This window comes from Cognatiyoonia sediminum, assembly GCF_900129845.1.
GTDB classification, from domain to species: domain Bacteria; phylum Pseudomonadota; class Alphaproteobacteria; order Rhodobacterales; family Rhodobacteraceae; genus Cognatiyoonia; species Cognatiyoonia sediminum.
Window position 1 is genome coordinate 149,788 of sequence record NZ_FQXB01000005.1, and the last position, 16,391, is coordinate 166,178.

At 50.8% G+C, this 16,391-nt stretch carries 18 protein-coding genes, 1 pseudogene and 1 riboswitch; of the genes and pseudogenes, 9 read left to right on the top strand and 10 right to left on the bottom strand.

Translation table 11 applies throughout. The annotated features are described in order from the left end of the window. Positions 1-153: 153 nt before the first annotated feature. Positions 154-630 carry a hypothetical protein gene (locus tag BUA85_RS14090; RefSeq protein ID WP_072902170.1) on the top strand — a complete coding sequence of 159 codons (477 nt, stop codon included), beginning with the start codon at positions 154-156 and terminating at the stop codon, positions 628-630. 32 nt (positions 631-662) lie between these two features. Beyond that, positions 663-1,682, top strand: a complete 1,020-nt coding sequence (locus BUA85_RS14095) for a pyridoxal-phosphate dependent enzyme (RefSeq protein ID WP_072902248.1) — start codon at positions 663-665, stop codon at positions 1,680-1,682. Positions 1,683-1,843: 161 nt separating this feature from the next. Here the strand turns inward: BUA85_RS14095 and BUA85_RS14100 are convergent, their stop codons facing one another. Next, on the bottom strand, positions 1,844-2,659 hold the full coding sequence (locus tag BUA85_RS14100; RefSeq protein ID WP_072902171.1) for a tetratricopeptide repeat protein: 816 nt from the start codon (positions 2,657-2,659) through the stop codon (positions 1,844-1,846). Between the two features lie 464 nt (positions 2,660-3,123). On the opposite strand from BUA85_RS14100, the pseudogene BUA85_RS17120 reads away from it, so the two are divergent. Then, a pseudogene (locus BUA85_RS17120) lies at positions 3,124-3,363 on the top strand (GFA family protein); the annotation flags it as partial. Between the two features lie 36 nt (positions 3,364-3,399). Beyond that, positions 3,400-3,585 (top strand): hypothetical protein, encoded by a 186-nt coding sequence (locus BUA85_RS16960; protein ID WP_242649072.1) that lies wholly within the window; start codon positions 3,400-3,402, stop codon positions 3,583-3,585. Between the two features lie 1,216 nt (positions 3,586-4,801). On the opposite strand, the gene BUA85_RS16965 is transcribed toward BUA85_RS16960, so the two are convergent. The 4 genes from BUA85_RS16965 to BUA85_RS14130 form a co-directional block, all read right to left on the bottom strand. Further along, positions 4,802-5,854 carry an exosortase-dependent surface protein XDP2 gene (locus tag BUA85_RS16965; protein WP_242649073.1) on the bottom strand — a complete coding sequence of 351 codons (1,053 nt, stop codon included), beginning with the start codon at positions 5,852-5,854 and terminating at the stop codon, positions 4,802-4,804. A gap of 290 nt (positions 5,855-6,144) precedes the next feature. Beyond that, complete coding sequence (locus BUA85_RS14120) at positions 6,145-6,516, bottom strand: ribbon-helix-helix domain-containing protein (RefSeq protein ID WP_072902179.1); 372 nt, start codon at positions 6,514-6,516, stop codon at positions 6,145-6,147. A gap of 15 nt (positions 6,517-6,531) precedes the next feature. After that, positions 6,532-6,855 (bottom strand): muconolactone Delta-isomerase, encoded by a 324-nt coding sequence (locus BUA85_RS14125; protein WP_072902180.1) that lies wholly within the window; start codon positions 6,853-6,855, stop codon positions 6,532-6,534. A gap of 28 nt (positions 6,856-6,883) precedes the next feature. Further along, a complete protein-coding gene (locus tag BUA85_RS14130; protein ID WP_072902182.1) occupies positions 6,884-7,279 on the bottom strand; it encodes a VOC family protein in 396 nt (131 codons plus the stop codon). A gap of 577 nt (positions 7,280-7,856) precedes the next feature. On the opposite strand from BUA85_RS14130, the gene BUA85_RS14135 reads away from it, so the two are divergent. From BUA85_RS14135 to BUA85_RS14155, 5 genes are all read left to right on the top strand, one after another. Further along, entirely contained in the window at positions 7,857-8,642 is a 786-nt protein-coding gene (locus BUA85_RS14135) for an AraC family transcriptional regulator (RefSeq protein WP_165611623.1), read from the top strand. A 69-nt stretch (positions 8,643-8,711) separates the two neighbouring features. Next, the gene (locus BUA85_RS14140) at positions 8,712-9,143 is read left to right on the top strand and encodes a hypothetical protein (RefSeq protein WP_131802820.1); all 432 of its coding nucleotides are present in this window, start codon (positions 8,712-8,714) and stop codon (positions 9,141-9,143) included. Positions 9,144-9,183: 40 nt separating this feature from the next. Continuing rightward, entirely contained in the window at positions 9,184-9,729 is a 546-nt protein-coding gene (locus tag BUA85_RS14145; protein ID WP_072902186.1) for a hypothetical protein, read from the top strand. Continuing rightward, positions 9,726-10,298, top strand: coding sequence for a hypothetical protein (locus BUA85_RS14150; protein WP_072902188.1), 573 nt, complete (start codon positions 9,726-9,728; stop codon positions 10,296-10,298). The genes BUA85_RS14145 and BUA85_RS14150 overlap by 4 nt, the downstream gene beginning before the upstream one ends. A gap of 8 nt (positions 10,299-10,306) precedes the next feature. Continuing rightward, positions 10,307-11,017: a hypothetical protein gene (locus BUA85_RS14155; RefSeq protein WP_072902189.1), complete on the top strand. Its 711-nt coding sequence runs from the start codon at positions 10,307-10,309 to the stop codon at positions 11,015-11,017. A gap of 10 nt (positions 11,018-11,027) precedes the next feature. Here the strand turns inward: BUA85_RS14155 and BUA85_RS14160 are convergent, their stop codons facing one another. The 5 genes from BUA85_RS14160 to BUA85_RS14180 all read right to left on the bottom strand — a co-directional run bounded on the left by BUA85_RS14160 (position 11,028) and on the right by BUA85_RS14180 (position 15,880). Beyond that, positions 11,028-12,086, bottom strand: a complete 1,059-nt coding sequence (locus BUA85_RS14160) for a FecCD family ABC transporter permease (RefSeq protein WP_072902191.1) — start codon at positions 12,084-12,086, stop codon at positions 11,028-11,030. 5 nt (positions 12,087-12,091) lie between these two features. Further along, positions 12,092-13,027, bottom strand: a complete 936-nt coding sequence (locus BUA85_RS14165; RefSeq protein WP_072902193.1) for an ABC transporter substrate-binding protein — start codon at positions 13,025-13,027, stop codon at positions 12,092-12,094. 11 nt (positions 13,028-13,038) lie between these two features. Continuing rightward, positions 13,039-13,824, bottom strand: coding sequence for an ABC transporter ATP-binding protein (locus BUA85_RS14170; RefSeq protein WP_072902194.1), 786 nt, complete (start codon positions 13,822-13,824; stop codon positions 13,039-13,041). Then, the gene (locus BUA85_RS14175) at positions 13,821-14,216 is read right to left on the bottom strand and encodes a DUF1636 family protein (protein WP_072902196.1); all 396 of its coding nucleotides are present in this window, start codon (positions 14,214-14,216) and stop codon (positions 13,821-13,823) included. Before BUA85_RS14175 ends, BUA85_RS14170 begins: the two co-directional genes overlap by 4 nt. Before the next feature lie 122 nt (positions 14,217-14,338). Continuing rightward, positions 14,339-14,551: riboswitch (cobalamin riboswitch) on the bottom strand. 570 nt (positions 14,552-15,121) lie between these two features. Further along, entirely contained in the window at positions 15,122-15,880 is a 759-nt protein-coding gene (locus BUA85_RS14180; RefSeq protein ID WP_072902197.1) for a S1 family peptidase, read from the bottom strand. Between the last annotated feature and the right edge of the window lie 511 nt (positions 15,881-16,391).

Below are 16,391 nucleotides of genomic sequence, written 5' to 3' on the forward strand. Positions count from 1 at the left end.
CGTCCTTCGGCGAAGGAAATTAACAGGTGCATTGAGTGGTGAAGCGCGACAACAACGTCGCTGGACGCAGGTTGCGTTATCGCATACGCTTTTCGAGCTGTAGTAGAACTGCGCCAAATATCATTTCTAACCATCCATTCTCCGGAGCCCTCTATGTTTCGAACTACTCTTTGCGTTGCTGCGTGCTTGATCCTTGGACACACATCTTTGTCTGCCCAAACTCTAGACTTGGACGCAGTTGTTGAAGCGGTCGAAGTCACAGCGGATGGAAGCCTAACCATTCGTAATGGTGAAAATCAGTTTAGCTGTTCGGTGGTTTCTAAGGATGGCTCCATCAAAGTTGAAGATTGCACTGCGATTAGTGCATCAGACCTTGATTCGCTGACGAATGATCAATGGAAAGATCGCATCCGGCACGCCATGCTAGACAACGACTGCAAACTGTCGACACTTGGCGCTGTTGCAGACGTCATCGAACAAGAAGCAATTGCCTCGGGCGTTCCCGCCGAGGATGTTGCGGCAGCGCGAGAACAGATTGCTTCGCAAGTTGATGAAGTGATCGACCGAATGTTGTGGGAAGGGCAATTGACCGTCAGGGACGGAGAATTTGCTTTGGATGCTTGTAAGTAGTTAATTCTGGCATCCACAAGAGTATGGAAGCCATGACCCATTCAAACCTCTTCGACGTATCGCTACCGCTTGCACTGCTCGGTCAGTGCCCCGTTTATGCCGCTAGTCCTTTGGACCAACGGATGATTCATGGTCGCTCAATCCTCATCAAAGATGAAACCGACCGAATGGGTTTGGGGGCTTTCAAAGCACTTGGTGGCGTCTATGCGGTCGCTAAACTGATTGAGGCGCGCCACAGCGGTGCAGTCGAAGCCGCGGGATTTCAAAGTGCGGCCTTGCGAGAACTCGCGAGTGAAATGACCTTTGTTTGCGCGAGCGCTGGAAATCACGGCCTTGCTGTTGCCGCTGGCGCAAAGCTTTTTGGCGCATGCGCGCGGATATTTCTATCAAAGACTGTGCCAGAAGACTTCGCCTTACGCTTGAAAGACAAAGGTGCCGAAGTCGTTCGAGCAGGAGAGGACTACGAAGGCAGTGTTGCTGCCGCGATAGAAGATGCTGAGAGGACAGACGCTCTTCACCTCGCCGACGGGTCGTGGCCCGGTTATACGGAGCCACCAAGACTGGTCATGGAAGGCTACACAGTCATAGCAGAGGAAATGAGACGGCAATTTGAAGCGGGCTTAAATTGGCCAAGTCATGTGTATCTTCAGGCTGGAGTGGGCGGCTTGGCAGCGGCGATCGCCTATATGATCCGTCTCAATTGGGCTATTCAGCCTCGCATTATTGTTGTCGAACCTGATTCAGCTCCTTGCCTGAAAGAGAGTGTAGCGGCGGGTAAAATCATGACGGTCGACGGACCAGAGTCAAACATGGGACGTTTGGATTGTAAGACACCGTCAATGTTGGCCTTCAACATCCTAAAGAACTGCGCTGACGATTGGGTCACAATCTCTGATCAACAAGCACTGGAGGCAGTTAAGGCCGCCGCAGATTATGGGTATTCAACAACGGCTTCCGGAGGCGCAGGTTTTGCAGCCTGCCAGATGGACAACGCTGACTTGCCACTGGTCATCTTGTCAGAAAGGGGCTTGGAGGCTACGGCTTCTTCGTAATTAGAGGATCCCCGCGAGAAGGACTTGCGAAACCAACAAGTTCGCGGCGGATAGAACTAGTAGGGCCATAGTAGGGTCCTGAAAGCCGCTGTAGCTCAGATGGTAGAGCACGTCATCAGACGCAAGGGCCGTATCGCAAATAGACTCTGATACCTTTTGGCCTACCCACAATTCTCGTATTTGCTGTTCAAGCACTCTGTGGCCATGGATTGCGCTCTTGAGATGTCCTCAGGCGTCATCTGCTTGGCCAGATTGCTCCTGAAGTCAGCAGCACGTTCGTCACCATTCGCACTAGCAAGATTGTACCACATATGAGCTAAGGCATAGTCTTGAGGTATGCCGTCACCTTGTTGGTACATGAAACCTAAATTGGTCTGAGCTCGTGCGTCTCCTTGCTCAGCAGCCGTTCGATACCAATTCAAAGCTTCAGCGTCGTCTTGGGGAACGCCGTATCCTTGTTGGTACATGAAACCTAAATTTGTGTAAGCGTATGTATCACCTTGCTCAGCCGCCTTGCGATACCATTTGACTGCCTCTGCATAGTCTTGGGGGACACCCCGGCCGTTTTGGTGCAACCAGCCCAGATTGTTTTGCGCTTGCGCATCACCTTGATCCGCGGCGGACCGATATAACTCTACAGCTCTACTATAGTTTTGTTGCACACCCTCCCCGTGCTCAAACATCACACCTAGGTTATATTGAGCGTAGGCATCGCCCTGATTAGCGGCTTTTTCGTACCAGTGTGCAGCTTCCTTGTAGTCTTGCTCCACTCCATAACCGTTATCAAAAATAATACCTAAATAGTATTGAGCTTCAACATTGCCTTCTTCAGCCAAAGGTCGCCATTCTTGCAACGCCGTTAAGTAGTCTTCCTTCTCAAATGCTTGCAAACCCGACTCATAATCCTGAGCTACGGCAACAAAGGCAGTAGTGGCGCTTAAAGCTACAGCCAAACAAGCAGACTTAATCAAATTCATAGCAGCTCTCTTACATTCAATTGACACGTGTATGCCTGAAGGCTGCTCTTCAAGGAAGTGTGAGTTGCCGTTACGGAACTTAACGATATTCAAGCGGCTGCAGGAACCGATTGCACGGTACGAGCTAATTTTCTGAAAACCCTTTTATCAATTCCGACTATGGGGAATTTCTTGTCCACTTTTCTGCCCACCTTTTGAGTGATGGAAAACAGCGAAGCGGATTGCCTAGCTTGGCTTTTTTGGAGGATCTAGTTGGCCGCCTGCAAGGCGCCAGACCAGAATTTAATATAAGGGCGCTTACCGGTTTGCAGTCGAATTTGCCGGAGAGGACGTTCAAATTTTACACCGTCCAGGTCCGTTACGCGGACAAAGCGGCCATCGGCAGCGGTAATGCAGAGGACAGCAGACGAAGCCGTTAACTCCCATTGTTGACAGGCGCACTCATTTCCCAGCACACTGCCGGGATGAAAAATAACATTGCTACTTGTGGCTGCGGTAGGGCTGCAGTGACCGTGACGGCCATACCTTCCACGAGGTTCAGGTGTCATTGCACAATCTGCCAGAATGTCTATTCGTCCAACTTTTCGGATGTGATTGTTTTTCGTCGCGGGCAGGTGAAACCTGCTGACAGGGACCAGATCAAATGGACCCGCACCAAACCGGTAACACCTCTTCGGAGGGGGCTATGTGTCCACTGCAATGAACCGGTACTTGCCCATTTCTACGGAATTCTCGCGTTCATGCCCGCACAAACCTTGCCGGAAATGTCACTGCCTAAGGTCAGCAAGGATATCTACTATGACACCCGTGTAAGCGAAATTCTTGATGATGTCCCGAAGTCCTCGGGCCTGATCGCTGCCTATGCAGTTCTGACCATCCCATTTCTGAAAGTTCTGTTTAGCCCGGGGCGGCCCTTGCCCGCTTAGCGCGCCCGCTCATGGTGCTCCCTTAATCGTATCTAGGCAATTCTGAGTCGGAAAACGCATGATCCACCCTTGGAAAGAACAAAAGTGCAATCTTTTGACTAGGAAACCGATAATCAGAGGAATTTAGAAAACACGGTGCAACGAGGGGGCGCACCCATCATAGTATTGCTATTCAACATAAAGCCTAACTGAACAATGATGCAAAAAACGGAGGACCAAACTCAATCGATCACTCCGCTTTGCTATGGGTTTCGCACCGAGCCTATAAAAAAAGGCTAATCATTACCGCAATAAACAGTGCTGTTTCCAATACAGGTAACGTGGTGCGGGAAAATTTTAACATTGGTTACTCGAAACTACTAACTTAGACAGCACTACCTGCTTTTGTTGAATAAATCACTTGTTCAAAAAGACAGTTCTTTGGGGTAGTTGCGAAACAGTCTGTTTTCAAAAATGATCTGAAGCTTCTTTCTCGCAATGAATTCTCGGGCATTGTTGAGGTGGGGATAGAAACTACGACGGAGATTGGATTGTCTGAATTGATGTTTGGTTCTTTCAGCAACCTGTTTGAACCTGAATGGAATGCAGGGCGGATAAAGGTTTATCTCTACTAAATGGGCAACCATTCTTGATGACGCTTCTTTTGGGCTCCAACACGTAACTCTGAGACTGTCAAATAGAAGCGATAAAATGGGCTGTCTTCTACCACTGAAGGTATTGGATGGTGGCAAAAGAAAAATGATGTGGGCGATACGAAGTTAATTCTTCGAAGACTAGAAGTGAAAGTCGAAGTAGACGCTAAGGAGGTAAAGGACGGCTAAATGCCATCGAATCAGAACAGGATGCGGCATCCAACAGATTCGGTGATCGGGTGGGGGTCAGCTATCGCTCGGATGACACAAAGAGTTTAAAGCGGCATTAACGGATAGCGCAGCATGTCGGGGTTTGGGCTAGAACTGGACCTTCGCGGTGTCGGCCGAAGCCCTGTGGAAGCACCGATACGGAGTACAATCGAAGGTAACGGTAGAGCATGTAACCATAAATGAAGAAGGTCATGGCATAGGTGATCAAGCGCAGAAAAGCTGACGTTCACGGAAGTGTAGTTGTGTGTCTACTTTGTGGACGAAGCAGCTGTACGACCATCGTTAAAGTCGCAAAAGCTAGCCCACCCCAACATTCACGCCGAAGCCTCCACTTTGCAAGACGACAATTTAATTCAGACCACCTTTTTGCGTCGGCGCATAGCCGCAAGGCTACCCAGCCCCACAATAAGCATCCAGCCAGCTGCTGGCAGTGGCACGGGGGTAAGTTCCGGTCCAAAGGAGTCAGGATCAGCAGCCGTTAGAAAAAAACCGTTGAGGTCGGGGCCCGAGCCATTGGTTGTACGCAATTCCATCCCGAAAACTGCCTGACCTTCTGGAAGGCCGAACATGTCGAAGTCATAGCCCCCGACGCCAATACTCTGCGATGAGTTGATCTCGACGGTGTCAACGCGTATCCCAGTGTCAAAGTACAGTTTGCTCGAGGTCTGCAACCAGTCGGAGTAAGTATACTCACCAGCGCTCTCACCTAGAATGAGCCGGATATCGAAATCATCATTCAGGCCACGCTCAAATATGACCAGCTCAGGTATCTCGTCTTCGCCGTATGCGTTGTCCACCAGAGACTGCGCAAACAGCAGCTGGAAGGAGAACTCGCTATTGCCTTCTCCATCACTCATTTCGCTCAGGCTGAAAGAGGAGAAAGCCTCCTGCAGAGTTGCGTCCTGAACAGTGGGATCGACGGTTTCTTGGTCCAAGCCAGAGAAGCCCGCTTTTACGAAGGGATCTGCGTCGCCGTCTGCATCATCGTCCAGGTCCCCCCACTCTGCGTTGATGTTTGATCTGCCCGATAAAACTTCAAAGTCTGCGACGGACACAATTTGGTCTGTAATTGAGAGAACTAAGTCGCCAAACGTTATTTCGGTCAGATGAACGTCGTCTTGATACGGGCTTGTAGAGTCGTTCGTTCCAGGCGTCAGCGCCACTTGTAAGTCCATAGGGTGAATCGGACCGGCGGTTGCGATACTTGATAAGACATTGAGAAATACGACAGAGATCGCGGCTCGCGTAAAGGGTTTAATCATTGCTGCCCTCGTGACTTGTACAAGGCGGAAATACTGCGATGGCAGCAGCCCTTCCATCAGTTCAAAGGTATATGCGGCTGAGCAAAAGCACATGCCAGAATGCTCCAGAACTAACTGAATTTTGCCACCCAGTCGAAACTTCATGGCTTTGGGCCCACACCAGAGAATTGCTGCTCTGGCAGCCGCTGCAGATACGTCAGACGGCGGTTCAGCGGAAAAAGTAGACTTCGGCCGCAGTTGCACCAATGTCTGCTTTGGGAAAATAACGGCCACAAAAAGTGAAGGCCGTTGGCCAAAACGGAAGTCTTGCGCAAAGCGTAAAAACGCGCGCCCTTCGACTTTCAAAAAACCTCTTTTCCGACAAGGCTATTGCAGCACCATTAATACCTTTTAAGACTTCGACCAGGACAAATCCCGCCGGAATGCGGCTAGTATCAAAGCAATCGTGGTGCTGCTTTGTTGCGCGCCTCCATTTCAATCGACAGAATATCACTTGCCGGCAACTGAGAAAGCTGAACCCGTTCTTCAATTGGGATCAGCCCGCGCATCTGCAAATCAAGGTAGCGGAGGCAGCAAACCCTCAAGAATGAAGTGAAGTTGCCGAGGTCATGTTCAGCATCAAGGCTTTCGTTATAGAGGCGGTGCAATAGCTGCGGAACGCTAAGGTCATCGCGTGCGCTTATCGTTTCAAGGGTCCGCCAAAAAAGATCTTCCATTCGAACACTTGTGACCATGCCGTCCATCCGAAATGAGCGGGTGTGGGACGCCCATAATGCTGGGTCTGCATCGATAAAAAGTTGGCACATATGGGCGTTTCCTGATTAGGCGGCTTCTCGACCGATCCGGCTGCGTACATCTTCCGCGAAGTCTTCGTAGCGGCGCAATGATTTGACCTCTACCTGCACATGGTGACCCATTTTCTGCATGATCGGCAAATCAAACAGGATTTGGTCGAGGGCATCAGGTGTGTCGACGTCAACAATAGCCACCACTTTGCGTTCGCCAACGACCTTCCAAAGGTCTTTGACTACGCCTGTGGATTTGGCACCAAGTGCAGCTTCGGCTTCTTCACCCCAGACGCCAAGTAGGCCTTGCTGTGCCATGGTCGCATCATATTCGACAGTAAAATCTATTTTATAAAGCATGATTTCCTCCCTTTGTGCTTAGGAATTCTCAGGTAAAACGCCCACCCTTTTCGATGACTTCGATCTGATAGCCATCAGGGTCGGCCACAAAAAAGAAACGGGCGATGCGATCTCCGCCAGGGCGGAAATCAACGATATCTTTGGGGGATGCTCCGGCCTGTTCAGTAAGCGCACGGGCCGCTTCCAGATCATCAACAATAAGAGCAATATGCCCGTATCCGTCGCCCAGATCGTAGGGCGTTTTCCGGTCTTTGTTGATCGTAAGTTCAAGCTCGAATTGTGCCGTTGGCAAGGCCATATAAACCAATGTGAAGCTATCGAATTCTAGTCGATCGACGATTTCCAAGCCAAATACATTTCGGTAGAATGCCACCGAAACATCCTCATTGGTTACGCGGATCATTGAATGTGCGAATTTGGTCATAGCTCCCCCTCTCAAACGAACTTAGCACATGCCTTCGAAGAGGTGGTATTAAGGGATTACTACGACTGAAGTCTTTTGTTTTCGAGAAAAGCAGTCATTGGTTACCGTGCAGAAAGTGGTATGTCTTGGCTAGGAAGCTGTAATTGGCTGCAATGCGCCCAAGTGTCTGCTTCTAGGGTTTGCCTGACCTCAAGAGACAGCCTTGAATGAGAACTTAAGCCTGCCTGGAATTTGCTAGAGACCGTTATGGGGTGGTTTAGTAGGCGTTATACTTAAAACGTTCCGTTTCCTGGTTTGACAACGACCAATAGGGCCACTCAAAATAGTGACGTAGTCGTAATCATTTATTTGACGTTGGAGGGCTTTGTCCTGGCATGTCCAAATCGCAGACGGCAATATTCGTAAATTCTTGCCTAGCTTGTGTATGCGTTCATCAATAAACTATCGTACCATCACGAGAAAACGTTGCCATGGCTCCACAGCCACATGTTTTGCTGGGTTATAACAAAACAAACATATCGGGACTGGTTTAAAGTCGTCTAACTAATACTCGATGAAACTAAGGCTGGTGACGAAGATGTCGAGTATTCCTGATTATCAAGTAGAAACCGTACCTGATGATCTTGCCCCGTTCTTCACCCGCTTTCTTAAACTCGACTTTCAAACGGAAGGATCTGTGACGATCCCCGCTCGTCCGACGGGGCATATCTACCTTGGCCTAATCGCAAAGGGGAAAACTCGAGCGAGCGCCGAGGGCAAATCCTTTCAAGCTCAAAGTGGTCAAACCCATCTTTCTGGCCAGCTCACAACATTCGATGCAGAATATGAACTGGTAGGGTCTACGGAACACTATCTTGCAGAGTTTACGGCCACCGGTGCTTATCGCTTTTTTGAAAGGGATCTTGGCGCTTTGGTTAATCGGATGGAAATTTCTGATGAGCTGGACGTAGGCGGAGATGGGTTCGAAACGTTTCTCGCTCATCTTCGAGAATTGGCATTGCCCGCGGGTCCAGAACAGCCACGGGTCGTGTCGGCTGTTGAAGAGATTGAAAAAGCACGAGGAAATATCCGAGTCGTAGACTTAGCCGAAGACCTTGGATTGAGCGAACGGCAGCTTCGGCGTGATTTTACGCGCATTGTTGGAATGGCACCGAAACCATTTGCGATGGTTCAGCGCGTTTTATCAGCACTTCAGATGCTGTCGGCGAACCCGGAAATCGATATGGCTGACCTTGTCTATGAGGCTGGGTTCTCCGACCAACCACATCTCATTCGCGTGTTCCAGCTTTACATGCGGGCGACGCCGTCCAATCTAAAACTGGATGATGACGGAGTGCTGCGAAGCATCGTCGCAGGAGCCTAGATGTCCGATTTGTTCAATCGCATGAGATTGAACTGAACTAAGTTCGGCGAAACGATTTAAGGCAAATTCATGCATCTAAAAACTTTAGCAGTTTCAATAAGCTGCTTGTTAGCGACAGCAACAGCAATTCACGCTGAAAGCTGTCAAATTGATGGACCAGACATCTTCGACGGCTTTACCCTTAAAGATATATCCCAGCTAATAGATTTGCCTGATCCCGAAACGGTTCGCGCGGTTCAATTGCTCGAACGCCCGTGGGTGGATCGTATCATTTCGGGCGAACTCCAGTCCTTTTCGAAATCATGGTGCGACATTGGCATTCAAGACATGATCGTGGAGCTTCGTATTCCAGTTGAAGACGACGCAATTCGAGCGATTGAGCAAAGGGCGCTGTACGTTTGGGATTCTTCTGGTGAGCCGGTCGGATGGCGGATCGAAGCTCTCGGCGAACGTTTCCAATGCGCAAGAGGGGATGATCCCTACGCAGCGCTTTGCCCGTAGTCGCAAAATTTCCATCCGAGTTCACGAAAAGGTACGCTCAATGACAGCATTTAAATCATCCATGTTAGCAACCGTTCTATTCGCGGTTTCAACACTTCAACCCGCCGCACAGACTTTGGATGCGGATGAGTTGCTGAACTTATCGAAGACCGACTTCTTGGACGTCTACGCAGACATCTATCGCCAAAACCTCGAGATCACGAATACCTTAGTGACCCGCATGGGGGATGAGTTTGCAGGCACCGTTGATGTTGACTCGCCGCTCTCGGAGGAAGAATTGGCGTCCTTCGAATGCGCCTATGACATCATGGCCGAGGCCGGTGAATTGGATGCCATGGTGATGCAGTTGAAAATGATCGATCCCATTCGGCAGAGAATGGAAGCTGACCCAGAATTTTCCTACATCAATTTGGCCTTGGATGAGGATGTACTGGAGGAAATGACGCCGCCTGAGTCAGAAGCCTTTGATCGCAGTTTTTCTGAATGCAGGTCCGCTTTCGTCATTTCTGGACGCTTAAATTTCGGAGAGAATTTTTGGGCAAAAGTAACAGAAGCAGCAACAGCAAAGGGGCTGGTAGACGAATGAAGATTGGATTCAAGGGGATTTCACCAGCGGCGTTTATCTTATCTATCTTTGCGGTCAGCACTGTACCTACAGTCGGGCTTGCCCAAGACGGGTTATCGGATGTTTGCGAAGCTGAGACACGCAATGGCAACGGCTGGGACAACGCCGCGCTCCGGCCGATGATCGAAGGATCATGGGAAATGGCTGCGACAGGCACGGGTTATACGCAGGGCACAAACGTTGAGACAGTGCAAATCAGATACGATCTTGCCAGTCGCGCCTTTGTGGCGGCGGGCCTCAAGCTGAAGCCATTAGCATCTTTGCCCGCTGACAGCCCGCTTCGGCGCGTGAACATTATGGACACAGTGGTCGATGTGACCAAAAATGAAGATGGGCCTGGCAATACCGTCGCAGATGTCGCGCTACTGCAGGGGTGCACTGACACGACCCAACTGCCGATTTATTGGTGGAGCAGAACCGGCGGGGGCGGCCAAGCCTGGGGCATGATCTTGTTCATGTCATCGGAAATGGCGGTGGGATACATGAGCAACAGCGCTGGGGGCTCACGAACAACTGTGATGGTACGGTGAGGCGGAACATGGCTGTCTTTCGTCTTTCCACATGCGCTGCCGCTGTCCTAACGTCCACCCTAGGTTATGCCGAAGCGCAAGATACACGCCCCATATTCTCGGAAAGCTACTCTGTCGCCGATGCGTTGGCTGCCTATGCAGAGATAGATCGTCGGTGGGATGAGGCGCAAGCAGAGCAGCAAAGCCGATTTGTCGCGTTTGAGGGGGATCAGGCTGATTTCGTTCGATCTGACCCGATCCTCCAAGATGTCGAGTGGCCTTATGAAGAGTGCACGTCTGTGGTGTCCCTGATCCCGCCACCAATGCCGGGTTGGGGCATTTCCAGTGACGCGTCTTATGTTCAGATCCCCGTTTCGGACGAAAACGCCGAAGTGACCTACATTCGATTTGATCCTAGCCTGACATCGGCTGACCGCGAGTTTTATCAAACGGAAGAATATGTGAGCATCCGCGTGGTCAAATCGGTAGAAACTCAGCAATTCTTCGAAATGATGTACGCCCAAGAGGCTATGCGTTCGGCTATGTTCGATCTTGGACCGTTCAATTACCCCATGATGAAACAAACCGATGGCGTGGTCTTGGGTGACGTCGGCGTGGCTGTGACAGCGACAAATCCTGAAACTCAAAAGGCCTATCTGGAATTGATAGTTGGCTGTGCGATCAAGAGTGGGTTCATCTCTGAGCTGGTCGACCCCGCCAGCCTCAAATCGGTACCTTAGCCCAAGCGGCTTAAATCGCAGATCGCTTGCGCCCAAGAAGCCAGACAAAGAACACGCCACCGATCAGGCCAGTCACAATGCCGATTGGCATGTCTTCAGGCGCCATGATCGTGCGTGCGATGATGTCGGCCCAAAGCAAAAAGATAGCTCCGATCAAGGCCGAACCGGGCAGAACACTGCGGTAGTCGCCTCCCACAATCATTCGGGTGACATGTGGGATCATAAGGCCGACGAAGCCGATGATGCCCGAAAAGGCCACCATGACACCCGTGATCAACGCGCCCGCGACAAAGACAGATAATCGGAAACGGGCGACTGGGATGCCGAGCGTTGAGGCGGTTTCGTCCCCGACCGTCATCGCGTTCAAATCTGTTGTGCGTGTCATGAGCCACGCCGTGCAGGCTGCGAGGACCACAAGCGGGTAGATCAGCTGACTCCATTGCGCGAGGCCAAGGCCGCCCAGCATCCAGAACACAACAACATGCGTGGCGCGCGGATCGCCAAGGAAGATCAGCACATTTGCAGCCGCCATGATGATAAACGACACAGCGACCCCAGCGAGGACGAGGCGATCTGCGCTTGTTGCGTCGGCAAAGCGCGAGACGGCTAAGACGATTGCTGTCGCTGCGAGCGCGCCGAAAAAAGCAAGAAGTGGGACGGTCAGAAGGCCAAGAAACAGACCCGTGTGAAGAAGGGCGAGAATGGCTCCAAAGGCTCCGCCCGAAGAAATGCCTAGCAAATGTGGGTCTGCCAAAGGATTGCGTGTCACCGCTTGAAGGCTGGCTCCGACTATGGCCAACCCAGCGCCAACCATCATGGCAAGTAGCGCCCTTGGAAACCGGATTTCCCAGACAATCGCTTCTCTTCCTTGGGACCAGGTTTCTTCGATCAGGCCGGGAAAGAGTTTGTTGAGGAAGACACCCCAAACGGTGCTCAGCGGGACGGGAACCGCCCCAACTGAAATCGCAACGGAGAGCGAAACCAAAAGCGCAGCCAACCCGCCAACCACGAAAGCAGAGGTTCTGCTCAATCGGCGAGGCGCGATGCTGGTTTGGGTGGTTTCGCTCATGGGTCTTACTCGGCCCAGAACGCTTCGGCCAAGGTTTTGATCGCCTGAATATTGCGTGGCCCCGGTGTGGCTTCGACATATTCCAGCGTCACAAATCGATCATTCTTCACGGCATCCAAATCAGCAAAGGCAGGGTTGGACATCATGAATTCGCGCTTTTGTTCCGCGGTCACGTCCCCGTAGTTGACGATCATCACGACCTCTGGGTTCCGTTCCACTACCTCTTCCCAAGTAACGGTGGCCCAGCTTTTCTCGAAATCATCCATGATGTTCACACCGCCAGCCGCTTCGATCAGGGCCGTTGGCATGGCGTAGCGGCCTGCCGTGAAGGGCGTGTCTTCGCCGCTGTCATAGACAAACACGCGCAATGGTTCGCCAGTTTCAAGACCTTCGGTGAAGGACGCAAGCTCTGCCCGGTAGCCGTCGATCAATACGGTTGCGCGGTCTTCCACATCGAAGATGTCACCAAGGTTGGCCAGATCGTTGTACATATCTTCGATGCTGGCTTTGTCTTTTTCCATGATGTGGGTACAGGATTCTGTCAGTTCGTAAACCTGAACGCCAAATGGCTCCAAAGTTTCCGGCGTTACCTCGCCGCCCACTTTCATACCGTAGTTCCAACCAGCGAAGAAGAAATCGGCATCGGCGCCGACAATCACTTCTTTGGATGGGTATTTAGCGGAAAGCTCTGGCAGTTCCTCGACGCCAGCGCGCATTTCCTCATCGAGCGTTTTCCAGCCCGAGATACCGGTGTAGCCAACCATGCGGTCCGCAAGGCCAAGTACCAGCATCATTTCGGTGAGGTTCACGTCATTGGATACAGCGCGCTCTGGCGGAGCGTCAAATGTCACGGTCCGGTCACAGCTTTGAACCGTTGCATCTGCGGCAGCGACATTTGCCAAAAGGATCAGCGCTGTCGAGGTGAGGAGCGTCTTCGTCATCAGTTAAGTTCCTAGGTTTGAAGATGAAATGTGAGGTGTTCGTTGCCAGAATGGGAAAGTTGTTCCCGTCTGGCGTTCACTTGAAATGCGTGTGCGACGCTTTTTTCGGTGAGCACGTCGGAAGGGGTGCCAAATCCAATAGGGCGGCCTGAATGCAAAAGCAGGATGTTGTCGCACACACCGGCGGCAAGATTGAGGTCATGCAGCGAAGTGACGATTGTAAGCGGAAGGTTTCGGATCAGCTCCAGAACCTCTAGTTGATGTCGAATGTCGAGGTGGTTGGTTGGCTCATCCAAGATCAACAGTTTGGGTTCTTGCGCCAAAGCCCGCGCGACCATGACCCGTTGACGTTCGCCACCAGACAGGGTGCCAAGGTGACGGTCGGCCAATTCATGTAGGTCCAATTGATCCAGAGCATGGTTGATGATGTCTAGATCGCGAGCCCCTACCGCCCCAACAAACCCACGCCGATGCGGGGTGCGGCCCAAGGCGACGATCTCCCCAACGGTCAGCGCAAAATCGCTAGGCTGTTCTTGCAAAACGGCCGCAACACGTTGCGCGACGGCGCGCGCCGGCATGGACCAAATATCTTGGCCATCGACTTGCACTGTACCGACTGTCGGGCGGTGATAGCGATAGAGCAAGCGAAGCAGGCTCGTTTTGCCGGCGCCATTGGGGCCGACGATGCCCAGAACTCGCCCTGCGTCCAACTCAAAACTTGTTGGATGCAGCACCAGATCGGCGCTTTTCGCCGGTGCCCACGAAAGCTCTTGAACTGAAAGCGTTGCAGCCGTCACGAGGCCAGAACCTCGCTCTCTTCAATAGCAATCATGGCTGCGGGAACGCGGGCCAAGGTCGATTTTCGCAACTTCCCAGGCCGGTCGACTGATGAACACCAGCCATCATGCAGATAGGCGTATTGCTTGGCGAACTCGACCAGATCGTCGATATCGACATCTGGATCCATATCACCGAACAGATAGGTTGCCTTCTTGGTACCATGATAGGCAACTGTGCAGGGCCGATCGCACCCCGCCATGCAAGCCACGCCAGAGACTTCAAATTCCTCCGGGATCGCATCGCCAGCTTGCGCAATCGCTTTGCGCAGCCGCTCAATCAGTTCATAGCCGGGACGACACTCGGTCCCTTTGTGCCGACATGATGTGCAAACAGTAATTCGATGTTCCATTTGGCCCTCCGCCTCTCAAACGGGGGAGGGAACAAGAACGATCTCTTAGGCAGCTTAAACGCTGTGCCATCATAATCTCCTGACCAGGCGCCCCGCCTGCATCGAGTTAGAATTCCTACGCATCCTCTGCGCCGGTGATGGCAGGTCTCCTGACTTGCGGGTCTTTGCTCCTCCGAACCTTCCCGGACGTATCGTCCAGTGGTTTCATCGGGGTCGCTCACCGCTCACAGTTGCGGGGGCAGTCACGGATTAGGTGCCTACTGGCTACGCCTCACCGTGTTCCCTTTTCATCTCTTGGCCTTTGGCCCTCGAGAACCATCATCAGCGATCAAACAGGAAGAAATTAACCTGGTCAATGGCAAGAAGGCCCCCTAACCATGTCAAAGCGACGAATTACGTTGGGAACTCTAACAATATTGATTTGGTCGGCAGATACATATTAGTTCTAAGGATTTTGCGACTACATGTTTGCTATAATTCTAACTCGTATTTGAAACGTAATTTTATACACGTTTTCCTGCTCTGACACAGTGACTTAGTGTAGAATTTAGGTAAAAAGCGTGGTTACTTTATGTGTTTATAGCAATTGTCAGCAAGCTACCTTAGAGCCAGCCAAAAACGTATCGGTTTTTCGTTGTCTGTAACAATTTTCCGTCCAAACTAGATCTACATGTTTGAATGACTAAGAGCTCCAATACAGCTTATTTGAAACGCCTATATTTGCGATTGTGTCTGGAATACATTTTTTGCCGTACTTCCCTAGTGGATCAGAAAAGGTGAATCTGGCCTTCTGTTGAGGTCAATTATGATACTTTTATCTCAGTCAGTTGTGACACTACGTTAGTAGGTCTCTGGATTGGTCAGGATTAGGCAAAGATTCTTGCAAAACTGCAGGCGGCTTATGATTAGTCGCTGTTGTCAGACGACATGTCGTATCCTGTTACAGCGCTAATCCAGTCGCGCAGTTTATTTGCGTCTGTGTATCTAATATTTTCGGTTTCTTCTATCCCAGTAGCGTTAGCCTTTACGCCTCCTTTGACGATACCGGCGACTTGGTATTCTGTGCCCGACGGTCCACCCTGGATAAACAAGGGACCACCGGAGTCTCCATAACCTGCTCTCTGCGTAGACTCAGGTATTCCAACGCAAAAATCATGAAGTTCATCGAAATCGACACGTGGTGAGTCACACAATGCGGATTCTGTCACCACAGATTCGTAGTAGAGCAGCGGTTCGCCTTCTAGGCCCTGTCCAAGACCAACAGTGGTTGTTTCTGTGCCGTTTGTCAGATTTCCATCAAAAATATTCGCGACAATTGCCCCATGTTCGGTAGCGTCTTCTGCCAACTCGAGCAACGCAGCATCTACCCGTTCATGACCAATCTTGGCAGGTGCAAGGATATAGTCAACAATTTGAATTTTCTGTTCGAAGAAGCCATCGGTACCAATGTTTACACCAACAAAAACCGGCTCTCCGCCATTGGACACAGCTTGATATGCTGGCCAGCAATGGTTTGCGGTCAGTACCCATCTGGGTGCAATCAAAGTGCCGCCACAAGCATTAATTTCTTTGCCTTCATGGCTTGGAAAAGGGCTCTCTGCACGTATCGACACGTAGGAACGGAAGTCCTCTACCTCTGCCTCAATACCATTGATTATAGCCATAGCAGGTGAGCACCAGCATAGAAATATGCAATAAAATAGATTTCGTAAGATCACTTTTTTGTCCTCCTCGCTGTCTTAGATATTGGGTCTGGATCCTCGTTTGCAATCGATGTTGACGCCTAGTCATATCCGAAGCTTTCTCTGAAAGCATCCATTTAAGCCATCATAAGCTGGGCCATGAACAAAAATAGGTTCTCGTTCTTTTGAAGGCCCTACTTTCCGGCAGCTTTGAATTTGAACTTCAATCATCACCTTCTACTCGCTCTCCTCGCCTAGGGATGAACGCCTACTTCTAGTGACACATCAAGTTTTAGATTTTGTAATCTAGGATCGTGGAGACGCTTTAAGCAGTCTACTCACAACCATTGAGTATTAAATCGATTTCGCTGTATTTCAATTAGTTTTGGTTCGCGCCTACCTATTGAATTTAAAAAGTCTCTTGAGTGAATTGGAACGTTCCAGTAAAAACATGGAACGTTCCAATTTTTTGAGATTCTCTCAACATCCTTTA